General features: G+C 69.8%; 15 protein-coding genes. 8 read left to right on the forward strand and 7 right to left on the reverse strand.

Translation table 11 applies throughout. The features are described from left to right. Positions 1-193: 193 nt before the first annotated feature. Together U4Y91_RS00825 and U4Y91_RS00830 are read left to right on the forward strand one after the other, a co-directional pair. Complete coding sequence (locus tag U4Y91_RS00825; RefSeq protein ID WP_044845377.1) at positions 194-859, forward strand: response regulator transcription factor; 666 nt, start codon at positions 194-196, stop codon at positions 857-859. Beyond that, a complete protein-coding gene (locus tag U4Y91_RS00830; RefSeq protein ID WP_321802593.1) occupies positions 846-2,267 on the forward strand; it encodes a sensor histidine kinase in 1,422 nt (473 codons plus the stop codon). The genes U4Y91_RS00825 and U4Y91_RS00830 overlap by 14 nt, the downstream gene beginning before the upstream one ends. Before the next feature lie 30 nt (positions 2,268-2,297). Here the strand turns inward: U4Y91_RS00830 and U4Y91_RS00835 are convergent, their stop codons facing one another. The 5 genes from U4Y91_RS00835 to U4Y91_RS00855 are packed head-to-tail and all read right to left on the reverse strand — an operon-like array spanning position 2,298 to position 7,275. Further along, on the reverse strand, positions 2,298-3,062 hold the full coding sequence (locus U4Y91_RS00835; protein WP_321802595.1) for an ABC transporter ATP-binding protein: 765 nt from the start codon (positions 3,060-3,062) through the stop codon (positions 2,298-2,300). Beyond that, entirely contained in the window at positions 3,059-3,916 is an 858-nt protein-coding gene (locus U4Y91_RS00840) for an ABC transporter ATP-binding protein (protein WP_124893128.1), read from the reverse strand. The genes U4Y91_RS00835 and U4Y91_RS00840 overlap by 4 nt, the downstream gene beginning before the upstream one ends. 11 nt (positions 3,917-3,927) lie before the next feature. Beyond that, the gene (locus tag U4Y91_RS00845; RefSeq protein WP_321803141.1) at positions 3,928-5,739 is read right to left on the reverse strand and encodes an ABC transporter permease; all 1,812 of its coding nucleotides are present in this window, start codon (positions 5,737-5,739) and stop codon (positions 3,928-3,930) included. Positions 5,740-5,785: 46 nt separating this feature from the next. After that, positions 5,786-6,979, reverse strand: a complete 1,194-nt coding sequence (locus U4Y91_RS00850; protein WP_044845382.1) for an ABC transporter substrate-binding protein — start codon at positions 6,977-6,979, stop codon at positions 5,786-5,788. Between the two features lie 14 nt (positions 6,980-6,993). After that, positions 6,994-7,275: a hypothetical protein gene (locus tag U4Y91_RS00855; protein WP_321802598.1), complete on the reverse strand. Its 282-nt coding sequence runs from the start codon at positions 7,273-7,275 to the stop codon at positions 6,994-6,996. 60 nt (positions 7,276-7,335) lie between these two features. Between U4Y91_RS00855 and U4Y91_RS00860 the strand changes: the two genes are divergently transcribed. The 4 genes from U4Y91_RS00860 to U4Y91_RS00875 are packed head-to-tail and all read left to right on the forward strand — an operon-like array spanning position 7,336 to position 10,973. Next, positions 7,336-8,358, forward strand: coding sequence for a LysR family transcriptional regulator (locus U4Y91_RS00860; protein WP_321802599.1), 1,023 nt, complete (start codon positions 7,336-7,338; stop codon positions 8,356-8,358). Beyond that, complete coding sequence (locus U4Y91_RS00865) at positions 8,355-9,806, forward strand: NAD(P)/FAD-dependent oxidoreductase (protein WP_321802600.1); 1,452 nt, start codon at positions 8,355-8,357, stop codon at positions 9,804-9,806. Before U4Y91_RS00860 ends, U4Y91_RS00865 begins: the two co-directional genes overlap by 4 nt. Before the next feature lie 46 nt (positions 9,807-9,852). Then, positions 9,853-10,383, forward strand: coding sequence for a hypothetical protein (locus U4Y91_RS00870; protein ID WP_321802602.1), 531 nt, complete (start codon positions 9,853-9,855; stop codon positions 10,381-10,383). Further along, a complete protein-coding gene (locus U4Y91_RS00875; protein ID WP_321802604.1) occupies positions 10,380-10,973 on the forward strand; it encodes a peroxidase-related enzyme in 594 nt (197 codons plus the stop codon). The genes U4Y91_RS00870 and U4Y91_RS00875 overlap by 4 nt, the downstream gene beginning before the upstream one ends. A 54-nt stretch (positions 10,974-11,027) precedes the next feature. Here U4Y91_RS00875 and U4Y91_RS00880 read toward each other — a convergent pair whose 3' ends face one another. Continuing rightward, positions 11,028-11,459 (reverse strand): Lrp/AsnC family transcriptional regulator, encoded by a 432-nt coding sequence (locus U4Y91_RS00880; RefSeq protein WP_044845386.1) that lies wholly within the window; start codon positions 11,457-11,459, stop codon positions 11,028-11,030. Positions 11,460-11,755: 296 nt separating this feature from the next. Here U4Y91_RS00880 and U4Y91_RS00885 point away from each other — a divergent pair, with 296 nt between their 5' ends. Together U4Y91_RS00885 and ctlX are read left to right on the forward strand one after the other, a co-directional pair. Then, a complete protein-coding gene (locus U4Y91_RS00885; RefSeq protein WP_321802606.1) occupies positions 11,756-12,835 on the forward strand; it encodes an ornithine cyclodeaminase in 1,080 nt (359 codons plus the stop codon). A 58-nt stretch (positions 12,836-12,893) separates the two neighbouring features. Next, positions 12,894-13,895, forward strand: coding sequence for a citrulline utilization hydrolase CtlX (ctlX, locus tag U4Y91_RS00890; protein WP_321802608.1), 1,002 nt, complete (start codon positions 12,894-12,896; stop codon positions 13,893-13,895). Positions 13,896-14,148: 253 nt separating this feature from the next. On the opposite strand, the gene U4Y91_RS00895 is transcribed toward ctlX, so the two are convergent. Next, on the reverse strand, positions 14,149-16,923 hold the full coding sequence (locus U4Y91_RS00895) for an Hsp70 family protein (protein ID WP_321802610.1): 2,775 nt from the start codon (positions 16,921-16,923) through the stop codon (positions 14,149-14,151). Positions 16,924-16,926: the final 3 nt, after the last annotated feature.

A 16,926-nucleotide genomic window follows, 5' to 3' on the forward strand; every position in this document is an offset into this window, starting at 1 on the left:
CCGGCGTCAGGCTTCGCCGTGCATCCGGCCGCGCCTTCGTCGTGTCCGTGACATGCTGCATGTTGCCGTCTCCTCTGGTATTAATGCCGTCGTCGCTTGCTCCGGCTGAACACAGGTTATCGAGCGAGTCTGAGAAAATACTGACATCCCGCCCTCGGGAAAACCCCTAACCCCTCATCCTGCAAACGGCACCATGCGCATTCTCGTCGTGGAGGACGATGCCGAAATCGGCGCGGCGATCCGCAGCCGCCTCGCGCGGCTCGGCCATGCCGTCGATCTCGAAACCGACGGCTCGACCGCGAACGGCCTGCTGCGCGTCGAGCGCTTCGACCTCGTCGTGCTCGATGCGAACCTGCCCGGCCTCGACGGCTTCGCGGTGCTGCGCAACCTGCGCGCGTCGGGCAGCACGACGCCGGTGCTGCTCGTCACCGCGCGCTCGGCGATCGACGACCGCGTGAGCGGCCTCGGCCTCGGCGCCGACGACTATCTCGTGAAGCCGTTCGACTACCGCGAGCTCGATGCGCGTGTACAGGCGCTGCTGCGCCGCAACAGCGGTCATGCGAACGACGTGCTGACGCTCGGCGGCCTCGTGATCGACCGCAGCAGCCGGCTGGCCGAACTCGACGGCCGGCCGCTGTCGCTGTCGCGCCAGGAATTCGCGCTGCTCGAGATCCTCGCAAGCCGTCCGCAGCGGATCTTCTCGAAGGACGAACTGCTGAACCAGCTGTTCAGCTTCGGCAACGAGCCGACCGCGAACGCGGTCGAGCAATACGTGACGCGCGTGCGCAGGAAACTGCAGGGCAGCTCGGTCGAGATTCGCACCGCACGCGGGATGGGGTATCAGATTGCCGCGCACTGACTGGTTCCCGAAGACGCTGTTCGGGCGCACGCTGCTGTTCATCGCGCTCGTGGTCGCGACCGGCGCGCTCGCGCTGGCCGCGATCGCGCGCTATTACGCGGGCGTCGCGGCCGAGCGTGCGTACGACCAACTGCTCGCCGGCGCGTCGATCCAGGTCGCGGAGAACCTGTACGTGCAAGGTGGCGTGCTCGCGCTGAACCCGCCGGTCGCCGCGCTGTCGACGCTGTCGCGCTACGACCTCGTCTACTACAAGGTGGTCGATTCGCGCGGCGTCGTCGTGGCCGGCTACAACGATCTCGCGAGCACCGCGACGCTCGCCGCCGCGAAACAGGGCCCGTCGTTCGCGAACGCCGTCTATCAGGGGCACCGGATCCGCACCGCGACCATCGCGCGCTACATGCCGGAGGAAAGCACGCCGGGCTGGGCGCTCGTGACCGTTGCGCAGACAACCAATGCGCGACAGCAGCTGACGAACGACATGAGCATCAAGGTGTGGACGCTGATCCTGCTGATGAGCGTGCTCGCGATCGGCGCGAGCGGCCTCGCGATCCGGCGCGGGCTGCGCCCGCTCGCGCAGATCGGCACGATCATCGCCGCGCGCGATCCGGCCGACCTGCGGCCGGTGGCCGTCGACACGCCGAGCGAGATCGACGCGATCATCGGGTCGATCAACGGGCTGATGCGGCGGCTCGCCGAGCGGATCAACGCGATGCAGCGCTTCATCGCCGACGCCGCGCACCAGATGCGCACGCCGCTCGCGCGGCTCGACGCGCAGATCGAACTGCTCGACGGAGAAGCCGATCCCGCGCGTCATGCGGCGCGGCTCGATGCGTTGCGCGCGACCTGCTCGGATGTCGGGCGCCTCACCGGGCAGTTGCTCAATCATGCGATGGTGATTCATCGCACCGAGGCCGTGCCGCTGCAGCCCGTCGAACTCGTCGCGCTCGCGAAGGACGTGCTCGGCCGCACGATTCCGCTCGCGGACGCGCGCGACGTGGCCGTCGCGTTCGCGAGCGACGCGCCGCATGCGTGGATCGACGGCGATGCGATCAGTCTGCAGGAGGCATTGTCGAACGTGCTGCACAACGCGCTGCTGCACGGGCATGCGGACGATATCGTCGTGTCGGTCGCCAGCGCGGGCACCGCGGATCGGGCGGTGACGCTGACCGTCACCGACAACGGGCGCGGCATTCCGCGCGAGCATTGGGACGCGGCATTGCAGCCGTTCGTGCGGATCGCGCCGGACGGCAGCGAACGCCGCACCGGGTCGGGGCTCGGGCTCGCGATCGTGCAGGAAGTGATGAAGGCGCACGGCGGGCGCGTCGGGTTCGCGTTTCCCGATGCGGGCGGGTTCGCGGTGGTGCTGACGTTTCCAAGGCCGGCGACGGCGCATGCCGATCACGCATGAATCGGCGGGACGCGGCGCCCCTTCCGTCGACTACGCCGCCACCGCCTCCCCGCCGAGATACGCATCGCGCACGCGTTCGTCGTCGAGCAGCGTTTTCGCGGGCCCTTCGAGCACGACGCGCCCCGTCTGCAGCACGTATCCGTAATGCGCGATCTCCAGCGCGAGGCTCGCGTTCTGCTCGACCATGAACACCGTCACGCCCTGCCGGTTGATCGTGTCGATCAGCTCCAGCACCTTGTCGACGTAGAGCGGGGACAACCCCATCGTCGGCTCGTCCATGCAGATCAGCTTCGGCCGCGCGATCAGCGCGCGCGCCATCGCGAGCATCTGCTGCTCGCCGCCCGACAGCGTGCCCGCGCGCTGCGCGAGCCGCTCGCGCACGCGCGGAAACAGTTCGAGCACGCGCGCGTAGTCGTCGGCCACCGCCGTACGATCGCCGCGCGTATAGGCGCCCATCAGCAGGTTCTCGCGCACGCTCATGTCGCCGAACAGCCGCCGCGCCTCGGGCACGGCCGCGATCCCGCGCCGCACGCGCTGCGGCGTCGCGAGCGCGGTCACGTCGTCGCCGTCGAAACGCACGACGCCGCGACGCGGCCGCATCAGCCCGAGAATCAGCTTCATCGTCGTGGACTTGCCGCTCGCGTTGCCGCCGAGCAGGCTGACGATCTGCCCGCGGCCGACTTCGACATTCACGTCGAAATGCACCTGCACCGGGCCGTAGAACGTGTCGAGGTGTTCGAGTTTCAGCAGCGCGTCGGTCATGGTCGTGTCGGGTCCGGAAGAAGGTGCGCTCATGCGGCCGCCTGCACGGTGCGCTCGGCGGCCGTGCCGCCCGCATGGCGGCGGCCGAGATAGGCCTCGATCACGCGCGGGTCGTGCCGCACGTCGCGTGGCGCGCCTTCGGCGATCTTCACGCCGTTGTCGAGCACCATCACGCGGTCGGACACGCGCATCACGAGTTCGAGCTTGTGCTCGATCAGCAGGATCGTCAGGCCACGCGTCTTCAGCGACTGGATCAGTTGCAGCATCTCGGCGGTCTCGGTCTCGTTCATCCCGGCGGTCGGCTCGTCGAGCAGCAGCAGGCGCGGATGCAGCGCGAGCGCGCGGCCGATCTCCACGCGCCGCCGGTTCGCATACGACAGGCTGTGCGCCGGATGATCGATACGCGGCGCGAGCCGCTCGCCGAACCCGGCGATGATGTCGCGCGCCTCGTCGCGCAGCGCCGCTTCCTCGCGCCGCACCGACGCGGGCCGCACGAGCGCGCGCCACACCTCGGCCGCCGCGCCGAGCGCCGGCCAGCCCGGCCGCGCCGCGCGCAACCGCGCGTGCGCGCCGATCAGCACGTTGTCGAGCACGCTCAGGTTGCCGAACACGCGGCCGTGCTGGAACGTGCGCGCGATGCCGAGCGCCGCGAGCCGTTCCGGCGGCGTGCCGGTGATGTCGCGGCCGTCGAACGTCACGCGGCCGGCATCGGGGCGGTCCGCGCCCGCGATCAGGTTGAACAGCGTCGACTTGCCCGCGCCGTTCGGGCCGATCACGCTCAGCAGCTCGCCGTCGGCGAGCGTCAGGCTTGCCGCGTCGAGCGCGGTCACGCCGTCGAAGCGACGCGTCAGGCCGCGCACGTCGAGCAAGGGTCGAGTGGTGGTCATCGCATTCCTCCTCATACCGTGCCGAGCAGGCCCTGCGGCCGGAACCGGACGAGCAGCAGCAGCACGAGGCCGTAGATCAGCATCCGGTAGTCGGCCGCCCAGCGGAACAGCTCGGGCAGCCCGATCAGCGCGATCGCGCCGACGACGCCGCCGAGCACGTTGCCGAGCCCGCCGAGGATCACCATCGTCAGCGCGAGGATCGACACCTGCGAATCGAAGGTCTGGTGATTGATGTAGCTGTACAGGTGCGCGGCGATGCCGCCGCTCACGCCGGCCGCGACGCCGCCGACCGCGAACGCGATCGCCTTGTAGCGGTTCGGCGCGATGCCGTGCGCGCGCGCGGCGACGTCGTCCTCGCGCACCGCGCGCAGCGTGCGGCCGAGATGCGAGCGCAGCAGCCGCACCTGCACGAGCGCGAACGCGACGAGCACCGCGAGCGTGAACCAGTACGCGGCGCGCGCGGTCGTCGCCCACGGCAGCGGCGCGATGCCGGTGATGCCGAGCGGGCCGCGCGTGAGGCCGTCCCAGTTCAGGATCACGAGGCTCACCACTTCGCCGATCCCGAGTGTCGCGATCGATACATAGTGCCCGCGCAGCCGGAACGCCGGATAGACGAGCAGCGTGCCGAGCACTGCGGTGATCGCGCCCGCGCACGGAATCGTCACGGCCGGCGACCAGCCGAGATCCGACGACAGCAGCGCCGACGCATACGCACCGATCACGAGCAGCGCGGCGTGGCCGAGCGAGATCTGCCCGACCGTGCCCGCGACGAGCGTGAGGCTCAGCGCGAGCAGCCCGTACAGCCACGCGTTGGTCAGCGTCTGCAGCACATAAGGCGATGCACCGAGCCACGGCAGCACGGCCGCCGCCACGATCAGCACGACGAGCACCGGGCGCGGCACGCGCACGGCTTTCGCGGCCGCGAGGAAGGTGCCCGTCATCGGCTCCGGCGGCAGCGCGCGCTTCCCGCTGAACAGGCCGTTCGGCCGCCACACGAGGAACACGATCAGCAGTCCGAACGCGAACAGGTCGCGATAGCTGGTGCCGAACAGCGCGACGCCGTAGCTTTCGACGAGACCGAGCAGCAGGCTGCCCGCGATCGCGCCCGGCACGTTGCCGAGCCCGCCGATCAGCAGCGCGACCACGCCCTTCAGCGTCGCCTGGAAGCCCATCGCCGGATCGATACTGTTGTAGTACATGCCGACCAGCAGCCCGCTGACACCGCCGAGCGCGCACGCGATCGCGAACACCGTCTGGTTCACGCGATCGACGTCGACGCCCATCTGCAGCGCCGCGTCGCGGTCCTGCGCGGTCGCTCGCACGGCCCAGCCGAGCCGCGTGAAGCGCAGGAAGCCGTACAGCAGCGCGGCCGCCGCGAGGCCGATGCCGGCGATCAGCAGGTCGAGCGCGCCGAGCGTCGCGCCGGCGATCCGCAGGTGCCAGTCGGGCAGCGGCGTCGGCACCGCACGCGGGTCCGCGCCGAACGCGAGTTGCGCGAGCTGGTCGAGGATGAAGCTGATGCCGATCGTCGCGAGCAGCGGCGCGACGCGCGCGGCATGGCGCAACGGCCGCAGCCCGATCCGCTCGATCGCGATGCCGAGCGCGCCGCAGCCGACGACGACCGCCGCGAGCGCGGCCGGCAGCGGCAACCCGAAGCGCGTCAGGCACAGCCAGCCGATGAAGGCACCGACCATGTAGACCGAGCCGTGCGCGAAGTTGATCAGGTGCGACACGCCGAAGATCAGCGCGAGCCCCACCGCGAGCAGCGCGTAGATGTTGCCGACGATGAGGCCGTTGAGCGTGTAGTCGAGCCAGGAAGCCATCACGATGCGTCCGTCGTATGCATGCGGGTCAGAGTCGGGGCCGGATTCAGCGCGCCGCGAGCTGCGGCTTCGCGCCGTCCCACAGCGCCCACTGCCCCTGCTTCACGACGAGATACACGGTGCGTGCGCCCGCGACGCGGCGCGTCTGCGGATCGAAACGCACCTTGCCGAAGATCACGCTCGGCACGTCGCTCACTTTCTCGAAGCCGTCGTGCGCGGCCTGGCGCGTCACGCCGTAGCGGCGCAGCACCTCGGCCGACAGGATCAGCGCATCGTATGCGCGCGCCACGAACGAATCGGGATCGGCATGGAATTTCGCGCGATAGCGCTGCACGAACGCCTGCACCTCGGGGCGCGGCTCGGCCGGGAAGAAGTTCGATTCCGTATAGACGCCTTCGACGGCCGTGCCGCCGAGTTCGAGGAACTTCGGCGAATACACGGAGCCCACCGCCGCGATCGGCAGCGTGAGCCCCGACGTGCGCGCCTGCCGCACGATCTGCGCGCCGTCCGCGTAGTAGGAAATCAGCACGATCGAATCCGGCTTCGACGCGCCGATCCGCACGAGCGTCGAGCGGAAATCCTTCTCCGCCGGCTGGTAGCCTTCGGCCGCGACGACCTGCGCGCCAAGCCCCGTCACCGCCTTCGCGAAGATGTCCTTGCTGGTGCGGCCCCAGTCGGTGTTCAGGTACAGCACCGCGATCCGCTTGAAGCCGAGTTCCTTCACCGCGTAGCGCGCGAGCAGCGGCTGCTCCTCGGCCTGGCTCAGCGCGGTGCTCCACAGGTAGTCGCCGCCCTTCGTGAAATCCGGATGGGAGTTCGTGAAGCCGAACTGGATCAGCTGCCCGCGCTGGTAGATCGGCGAGGCGGCCATCGACGTCGCGCTGGAAAAGTCGCCGAGCTCGATCACGATGCGCGGGTCCGCGACGAATTTCTGCGCGATCGCCACTGCCTGACGCGGATCGCTGCGGCTGTCCTGGAAGTCGACCGCGAGCGGCCGGCCGTGGATGCCGCCGCCGCCGTTGATCTCGTCGAGCGCGAGATCGAAGCCGCGCTTCCATTGTTCGCCGTATTGCGCGTCCTGCCCGGTGAGCGGCCCGCTCACGCCGATCACCACCGGCTCGCCGGACACGCCCGCCGCGAGCGCGCCGCCCGTCGACAAGCCCCATGCGGCAGCCAGTGCCGCCACCGTGCCCAGCACGCGCCGCCATGCGCCGCGTGCGTCGTTCCCCGAAACGTTCATGCGTCCCCCCAGCTTCAGTCAGTCGAAAAGAGTGAGGGCATGTAACCATCCGGTTCAGGGCGTTCCAACGAAGTTTTGCGCATATCGATATCGTGCGCGGCGCGAAGCGCAACATCACTGCTACGGTCTCCCGCACAGCGCTTCTCGCGCGACGCATCGGCATGCGTTGCAGCGCATTGATTCGATTGACGTTTGCCGTCGAGCGTCGCTGCCGACGAGCCGCGCATGCATGCACGGCTCGTCGGCCCGGCGCGCGTGCGCTTCGCAGGTTTGGCGCTGTCGATAGCAAAAATCATTATATGAATCGCGCATGCTCGCACTCCTACAATGCGCAAATCGCATCATCGGAACGCGTCATGGAGTTGCATCAACTCGAAGCCTTTTCCGCGGTCATGTCGGCCGGCAGCGTGACCGGCGCGGGCGAGCTGCTCGGCCGCTCGCAGCCGGCCGTCACGCGGCAGATCCAGGAGCTCGAAGCCGATCTCGGCTATGCGCTGTTCGACCGGCACGGCCCGCGTGTCACGCCGACGCGCCGCGCATTCCTGCTCTACGAGGAAGTCGAACGCTCGCTCGTCGGCCTGCGCGCGATCGAAGCGCGTGCGCGCGCACTCGGCGACGAAACCGCCGAACCCGTGCGCATCGCGGCCACGCCCTCGCTCGCGGCCACGCTCGTGCCGGCCGCGCTCGCCGCACTGCCCGACGGCGCACATGCGCCGCACTACCAGTTGCGCAGCGAGTCGGCCGAACACGTCGTGCACGAAGTGCTCGCCGGCACGGCCGATATCGGCGTCGTCACGCTGCCGATGGCGCATGCGGGGCTCGACGTGCACTGGATCGCGCAAACGCCATGCGTCGCCGTGCTGCCGGCCGACGATCCGCTCGCGGGCAAGCCGCGCATCGCGCTGCGCGATCTCGCGGGCCGCCGCATCGTGACGGTCGCGAACCGGCACCGGCTGCGCCAGCGGATCGATGCGGCGTTCGCGGCCGCGCGCGTCGACGCGCACGTGTTCGTCGAGACCAATGCGTCGCTGAACGCGGTGATGGCCGCGCGCGCGGGCGTCGGGATCGGCATCGTCGACCCGGCGACCGGCGTGGCGCTACCGGTGGACGGCGTCGTCGCACGACCGCTCGATGTCGACATCCCGTTCGCGTTCGGCGTCGCGACGCCCGCCGGCAAGACGCGCACGGCCGCCGTCGAGGCACTGCTCGACGCACTGCAGCACACGACGCGCGCGCTGCTCGACGACGTGACCTTTCACGATGCATCCGTGCATGACGCGTTGTTGCGAGGCGACCGGTTGCGCATCGATCGCCCGCCTCGCGTGACACGCGCCACACGAACCGCACGCACACGCGGTACCCGCCCGGAGGCCGCATGACGGCGACGCCCGACACACCCGACGCACTCGACGCACTCGACGCACTCGAAGCCCGCCTCGCCCAGGACCTGCGCTGGCTCGACCTGCCCGCGCCGTCGTGGGTGCCGCCGCGCGACGTCGACGGCGCGCGCGTGCTCGACGTCGCGATCGTCGGCGGCGGGATGGCGGGGCTCGCGGCATCCGCCGAACTGCGCCTGCTCGGCATCGAAAACCAGTGCGTGATCGACCGCGCGCCGGCCGGCTACGAAGGCCCGTGGATCACGTTCGCGCGGATGGAGACGCTGCGCTCGCCGAAGCAGCTCACCGGCCCCGCGCTCGGCCTCCCCGCGCTGACGTTCCGCGCGTGGTTCGAAGCACGATACGGCCGCGACGCGTGGGACGCGCTCTACAAGATTCCGCGCACGCAATGGATGGAATACCTGCGCTGGTATCGCCGCGTGCTCGACCTGCCGGTGCGCAACGACACCGCACTCGTGGCACTGCGTCCGCGCGACGACGGCCTGCTCGCGCTCGACCTGCGCGCAACCGGCCAGGCGCAGACCGTGCTCGCGCGACACGTCGTGCTGGCGACCGGCCGTGACGGACTCGGCGGCCCGTACGTGCCGCCCGTCGCGCAACGCGCGCCGCGCACGCGTTGGGCCCATTCGTCCGAGCCGATCGATTTCGCTTCGCTCGCCGGCAAGCGCGTCGGCGTGGTCGGCGCGGGCGCGTCCGCGTTCGACAATGCGGGCACCGCGCTAGAAGCGGGCGCCGCGCGCGTCGACCTGTTCTTCCGTCGCGCGGACATTCCGCGCATCAACAAGCTGACGGGCATCGGCAGCCCGGGCCTCGTGCACGGTTATGCCGATCTCGACGATGCGACGAAGTGGCGCTTCATGCACTACGCGCTGACGTCGCAGACACCGCCGCCGCGCGACAGCGTGCTGCGCGTGTCGCGACATGCTCACGCACACTTCCATGCAGCCAGCCCGATCGAAACGCTGGTCGAACACGCGGACGGCCTCGACGTCGTCACGCCGCGCGGCCGCAACACGGTCGACTTCCTGATCTTCGCGACGGGCTTTCATTCCGACTGGACGACACGCGCGGAATTCGCGTCGTTCGGGCCGCATGTGCGGCGCTGGAAGGATCGCTATCAACCGGAACCGGGCGCATGGCTCGACGAGCTCGCCGAGTCGCCCGATCTCGGCCCCGCGTTCGCGTTCCAGGAGCGCGAGCGCGGCGCCTGCCCGGCCGTCACGCGCATCCATTGCTTCAACCATGCGGCGAGCCTGAGCCACGGCAAGCTGTCGGGCGACATCCCCGCGATCAGCGCGGGCGCCGAGCGGCTCGCCCGCGGCATCGCGAGCCGGCTGTTCGACGCCGATCGCGACCGCCACTACGATGCGCTCGTCGCATTCGCGACCGCGGAGCTGCAGGGCGACGAATGGCGCGACGCCGACGCATGAGCGCCGCCGCGATCCACGATACTCACGACGACTGGAATCCATCACGATGACCGAACCCATCCCGCCGGCCGCCGCGCCGGATACGATCGACGCCGTCGCCGGCCTGCGCGAAGGCGATGCCGTGGCCGCGCTGCGTCGCGCACGCGACAAGGTGCTGCTCCATACGCGGCTCAGCGAAGCCGCGCTGTTCGACAGCGCGCTGCCCGATCTTTCGTTAATCGAACGATTGCATGCGGCACGGTATGTCGCGCAGCGCTCGAATGCGCACGCACTGGCCGCGGTCTACCAAACACGACTGATCGATGCAGGCGGCACGCCCGACGACATCGCCCGCGCGGACGCCGATGCGTTCGACGCACTGCCCACGCGCCTCGGCGCGCTGCTTGCGCATGCGCGGCGCCTGACGCGCTCGCCCGCCGACGCACGCCCGTCCGATCTCGACGCACTGAAGTCGGCCGGGTTCACGACACCCGCGATCGTCGCGCTGTCGCAGCTCGTCGCCTTCGTCTCGTATCAGCTGCGTGTCGCGGCAGCGGCGCAAGCGTTGCAGGCGCGTGCCGCCCGGGAGGCCGCATGACCACGGCCACTCACGGTTTCACGTCCGCCACGCTCGGCTGGCGTGCATGGCTCGACACGATGCCGCTCGAGCGCGCCACGGCCGACCAGCTCGCGGTGCTCGAAGCGAGCCATCCGCAAGCGAAAACGTCGGACTACTACCTGCTGCTCGTCCACCTGCCCGACATCCTGCGGCAGCGTTCCGGCGTGTTCAACGCGATCATGTACGGTCCCGGCGGACTGTCGCGCGCGGAACGCGAGCTGGCAAGCACGGCCGTGTCGCGCGTGAACGGCTGCGTGTATTGCGCATCGGTGCATGCGCAGCGCTTCGCGCAGCTCGCGAAACGCACCGATGCGATCGACCAGGTGTTCGACGATCCGTCGACAGCCGGCACGACCGCGCGCGAACGCGCGATCATCCGCTATGCGGTCGCGCTGACCGAGCGACCCGACACGTTGGACGAACGCGACATCGCCGCGCTCGAAGCCGAAGGGCTCACCCACGAAGAAATTCTCGACCTGTCGCACGCCGTCGCGATCTTCGCGTGGGCGAACCGGCTGATGCTGACGATGGGCGAACCGGTGTTTCCCGAACCCGCAGCGGGCGACTGACACGCCGCCGCGCCGGCGCAGGCGAGCACATCGGCCGACGCGCGCTGCCGCGCGTCACGCCTTGTGCGTCGACAACAGAATGCTCGTCTCCGTATTCGCGATCCCGTCGATCAACCGGATCGCGCCGAGCACGCGATCGAAATGCTCGAGCGAATCGGCGTGCAGCTCGGCGACCAGATCCCAGCGCCCGTTGGTACTGTGGATCGACGCGACGTTCGGATGCCCGCGCAGCACCTTCACCACTTCCGCGCCGCGATTGCCCTGCACCGCGATCGACATCAGCGCGCGGATCCGGTGCCGCTCGGCGGCCGGCTTGAGCCGCACCGTATAGCCGACGATCACGCCGTTCTTCTCCAGCCGCGTCAGCCGGTTCTGCACGGTCGCGCGCGCGACGCGCAACGCCTTCGCCAGGGCGACGACGGGCATCCGCGCGTTGTCGCGCAGCAGCGCGATGAGCTGCCGGTCGACGTCGTCGAGCGTAATCATGAACGGACCTTCCTGTTGAACGTGACACGGCCGCCAGCGTGCCGGACGGCACGCAGTTCGACCAGCATGATTTGAACAAACTGCCATATCCGGCCAGCAATCTGCCAAGTCTATCGAGAAATCTGCCATTTTTGCCGTCTTTTTGTTGGCTCGACTCACGGAAATAATGACTCCATCGACCGGCCGCATAGGCCGCGACGCCGCTTTTGATGGAGCCGGGGCCCGGGCCGACGCGCCCGCCCCGGTCGACCAGAACGCCTGGACACTCGTCCGGGCAACAAAATGGAGACAGACCGATGACCCGCTTCCTCGACGTTCCCGCCACCGCCCGACTGATCGCCCAAACCGGCGTCACGCCGTTCCTGCGCGCGCTCGTCGACACGCTGCGCGCCGATTACCTGCACTGGGCCGACTTCGACAAGTCGCCGCGCGTCGCCTGCCACTCGCGCGACGGCGTGATCGAGCTGATGCCCGTCGCGAACGCATCGCTGTTCGCGTTCAAGTACGTGAACGGCCACCCTGTCAACGCCGCACGCGGGATGCACACCGTGATGGCGTTCGGCGCGCTCGCCGAAGTCGACACCGGCTACCCGCTGCTGCTCGCCGAACTCACGCTGACCACCGCGTTGCGCACCGCCGCGACGTCGGTGCTGGCCGCGCAGGCGCTCGCCCGCCCCGACGCGCGCACGATGGCGCTGATCGGCAACGGCGCGCAGAGCGAATTCCAGGCGATCGCGTTCCACACGCTGCTCAGCATCGAGGAAATCCGCGTGTTCGACGTCGATCCGCTCGCGACCGACAAGCTCGTGAAGAACCTCGCCGCTTACCCTGAATTGCGCGTCGTGCGCGCCGCGTCGACCGCCGACGCCGTGCGCGGCGCCGACATCGTGACGACCGTCACCGCCGACAAGGCATACGCGACCATCATCACGGCCGACATGATCGAGCCCGGCATGCACCTGAACGCGGTCGGCGGCGATTGCCCGGGCAAGACCGAGCTCGCGGCGGGCGTGCTGCAGGCGGGCCGCGTGTTCGTCGAATTCGAGCCGCAGTCGCGCATCGAGGGCGAGATCCAGCAGATGCCGGCCGACTTCCCGGTAACCGAACTGTGGCGCGTGCTGCAGGGCGAGACGACCGGCCGCGAACGCGCGGACGAAGTCACGGTGTTCGACTCGGTCGGCTTCGCGCTCGAAGACTACTCGGCGCTGCGCTACCTGTTTGCGCTCGCGCAGCAGCACAACGCGGGCGTCGAGATCGCACTGATTCCGCCGGCCGTCGATCCGAAGAACCTGTTCGCGCTGATCGACGATCCGGCCGCGATCGCGCAGGGTCACGCGGCGTTCGTGACCGAAGCCGTCGCCGCGTTCGCACGCTGATCGTCATCCCGGGCGGCGTGCGCGCCGCCCGGTTCCCCGCCTGTCTCTTCAAACGTTCATGAATCTCGTATCGATCCAGGCGCCGGCCGCCGTCGTGATGATCCGGCCGCACCGCTTCCTGCCGAATCCGCAGACCGCGGCCGACAACGCCTTCCAGCGCACGGCCGTCGGCGGCGCGAACGACACGCTGTCGGTGTCGGCCGCCGCGCGCGACGAAGTGACGGCAGCCGCGCGGACACTCGCCGATGCAGGCGTGCGCGTGCACGTGTTCGACGACCACGGCGAGCGCGACACGCCCGATTCCGTATTCCCGAACAACTGGTTCTCGACTCATCCGGGCGGGCATATCGCGCTGTTTCCGATGCATAGCCCGAACCGCCGCCGCGAGCGGCGCGCGGACATCGTGGAGATGCTGAAAGCGGAATACCGCGTGCAGGACGTGATCGACTACTCGGGGCTCGAATACGACGACGTGTTCCTGGAAGGCACCGGCGCGATGGTGCTCGATCATGTCGCGCGGGTCGCGTATGCCGCGCGTTCGCGCCGTGCCGATCCGGTCGCGCTCGAACGCTTCTGCACGCACTTCAACTTCGAGCCGATCTGCTTCGACACGGCCGATGCGAACGGGAACCCGATCTATCACACGAACGTGATGATGAGCGTCGCCACCGAGTTCGCGATGATCGGCCTCGACCTGATCGCGGACCGCCGGCGCCGCGACGAAATCGCGCAACGCCTGACCGAAACGGGCCGCACCGTGATCGCGCTCGATCATGCGCAGATCGCGAACTTCGCGGGCAATACGCTGGAGTTGTCGGGAAGAAACGGGCGTGTGCTTGCGCTGTCGCGGCGTGCGTTCGATTGCCTCACACCTGACCAGCGCGCGACGATCGAGCGCTCCGCGCGGCTGCTGCCGCTCGACGTGCCGACGATCGAACTGGCCGGCGGCTCGGTGCGCTGCATGCTCGCGGGGATTCATCTCGCGCGGCGCGCCGCAGCACATGACGTGAAGGAAATGGAATCGGCGGCACGGCAACGCGAACCGGTGCCGCACGCCTGAGCGGACATCCTGCGGCAGATAGCCCGATGGCGCCGCCGGACGACGCTTCGGCCTGAACGGACATCCTGCGCGGATTGCGCAATGGCGCCGCCGGACGATGCTTCGGCCTGAGCGGACATCCTGCGCGGATAGTCCGATAGCGCCGCCGGACGATACTTTGGCCTGAGCGGACATCCTGCGCGGATAGCCCAATGGCGCCGCCGGACGATGCTTCGATCTACGAACCAGATCGAAGCATCGTCCCGCCCGTTCATCAACCGCCCAGCAGCTTCAACCCGGCCGGCAGCGTTTCGCCGAACACACGTGCGGTGTCGGCTTCGTCGAACGCAAGCGCCTCGCGCACCATGTCGATCCACGCGGCCGACACATTCGCGGAAGACAGACGCTTGATCACCGCCTCGCGCGTTTCGTCCGGCAAATCGCGTTCGCGGTCGCCCGTCATCCGCGCGATTTGCGCGACCGCGAATGCCGCGGGTTCGACCTGCTTCCAGTCCAGCGCGAACAGCGCATCGAGCCAGCGGTTCGCAACGTCGGCCGGCACGACACTGTGCGCGCTGCCGTAGAACGGCCGGCGCGCACCGATCCGCCCGAGCGCCCACGCGCACAGCGTGCGCTCGGCCGGCTTCTGCAATTGCACGATCAACCGCTCGGCCAGTTCCACCTTGCGCTCGACCGGCAATCGTTCGAGCGACGCGGACAGGCGCGTCATGTCGGCCGGGCCGACCTTGGCCGGGTCGAACGGCAGCTTGCGGCGCTTGTCGTCGGACGGCTCGAGGAACGCGATCGCATCGCGTACCTGCGTCTGCGCATCGTCGTCGAGGCCGCCGGCCACGCGCCGCCACAACGTCCACCACTCGGACCACACCTGCGCGTCGTTCACGTACTGGATCCCGTCGTCGAACAGCGGCCACAGCTGCTCGATGCGCCACGCATCGAGCGGATGGCCGAAGCCCGGGCGCAGGCAATAGCCGGCGAGGTTCAGCCACGCGCGTTCGTGATCGGCCGAGCGCCGCCGGCGACGCGCGCGCGCAAGCAACGCGTCGAACAGCTCGCGCGCGAGCGCGACGTCCCACTCGTCGCGCGGGCCGAGCACCTGTTCAAGTTGCGCGCGCAACCGTCGCGTGTCCTTCGGCGTGACGTCCGCGGCCTTGCTGCCGAACGAGCGGTCGATCAGCTCGATCGCGTGATCGACGCGCGGATGGCGCGCGAACGCGGCATCGTCGCCCTGCACGGGCGCATCGCCGCGCAACTGGAATTCGAGCCGCCAGCGGCGCGCTGCATCGTCGGTCGCGATGCAGTGCATTTCGAGCGTGCCGACCTCGGTCAGCGACGCGGTGAGTTTCACCGGCGTTTCGCGCGCATCGCTACCCGCCTTCGCGTCGACGACCGTCGCGATCGGCGGCAGCCGCACGAAGTCGCCGCCGTCCAGCTCGACCAGATCGCCCGGCTGGTACGCGGTGTCGGCGACCGTCGACACGAGGTGGAAACGCACCGGCTGCCCGAGCTGCAGCGCGAACGTGCGTTCCTCGAGCCGGATCTCGCGGCCTTCCTCGGCCCCGCGCGGCAGCAGGCAGACACCGCGCGCCGCCGTGGCGCCCTCGCCATCGTCGAGCACGAGGAAATAACTGCGCGCGGAACCGCCGCCGATGCGCGGCGCATGCCCCGCCCGCGCCAGGCCATAGGCGACCGCGCCGCGCGCGACCGCCACGTCCGGATGCGCGTTGTGCAGCACGCCGAGCGGCGCGCCGCGCCACGCGCCGAGCGTCTGCGCGAGACGGCCGGCCAGCGCCCCCGCGCGGAACACGCCGCCGTTGAGCAGCAGCGTGTCGGGCAGCGGGCCTTCCGCATGACGATTCAGGAACGCGGCGACGTGGCGCGTGACGGCCGGGTCGCTCGCATACGGCAAGCCGAATTCGACGATCGCGGCCCGCGCGCGGCGCGGCAGCTCGCCGGCCTCGACCTGCGGAAAGAAGCCGTCGACGACGATCTGCTCGACTTCCTGCCGCGTCAGCTCGGCCGAGCGCGCGCCGCCGACGAGCTTGCTGCCCGCGCCGAGCAGCGTCACGGTGACGGAGGCCGGCGCGTCGTCGCCGAGCAGCCGCTCCTTCGCCGCGCGGCAGCGTTCGACGAGCTGCGACAGGCTCGCGGCCGACAGCCGCGTGCCGGGCTCGGTCAGCCGCGTCTCGACCAGGCGCGCGAGCGCGAGGTCCATGTTGTCGCCGCCGAGCATCAGGTGATTGCCGACGCCGACGCGCGTGAAGGCCGGTTCGCCGTCGTCGCCCGGCGCGACGTCGACCAGCGTGAGGTCGGTCGTGCCGCCGCCGACGTCGCAGATCAGCACGCGCCGTGCCGCGGCGAAGGTGTCGCGCAACGTCGCGCGCTGGCCGTACAACCAGTCGTAGAACGCGGCCTGCGGTTCTTCCAGCAAGCGCAGCGCCGGCAGTTTCGCGCGTTTCGCCGCCTCGACCGTCAACGCGCGGGCGCCGTCGTCGAACGACGCCGGCACCGTCAGAATGACGTCCTGCTTCGCGAGCGGCGCATCGGGAAAGCGCGCATCCCACGCGGCCCGCACGTGCGCGAGGTAGCTCGCGCTCGCGTCGACCGGCGACACCTTGTCGACGCCGTCGGCCGCGCCCCACGGCAGGATCGCCGCGAGCCGGTCGACCGATGCGTGCGACAGCCAGCTCTTCGCGCTGGTGACGAGCCGCCCCGGCACCTGCGCGCCGAGCGTGCGCGCGTAGCGGCCGATCACGGCCGGTAGTGCACCGGCCGCATTCGCGTTGGCCTTCGGATCAGCCTTCGCACCCGCCTTCGAATCGGCCGCCCACGGCAGGCGCAGCGCGTCCGGCGGCAGTTCGCCCGCCGCCGGGTGATAACGCACCGACGGCAGCAGCGGCTGGGCCGCCACCGCGCCAGGGCCGACCAGCTGCTCGACGTCGAACACGCGGATCGCGTCGGAGCCGGCCTCGACGAATGCGACGACCGTGTTGCTCGTGCCGAGGTCGATGCCGACCGTATAGCGCTTCATCGC

The organism is Burkholderia sp. BCC1993 (genome assembly GCF_905339865.1).
Lineage (GTDB): Bacteria > Pseudomonadota > Gammaproteobacteria > Burkholderiales > Burkholderiaceae > Burkholderia.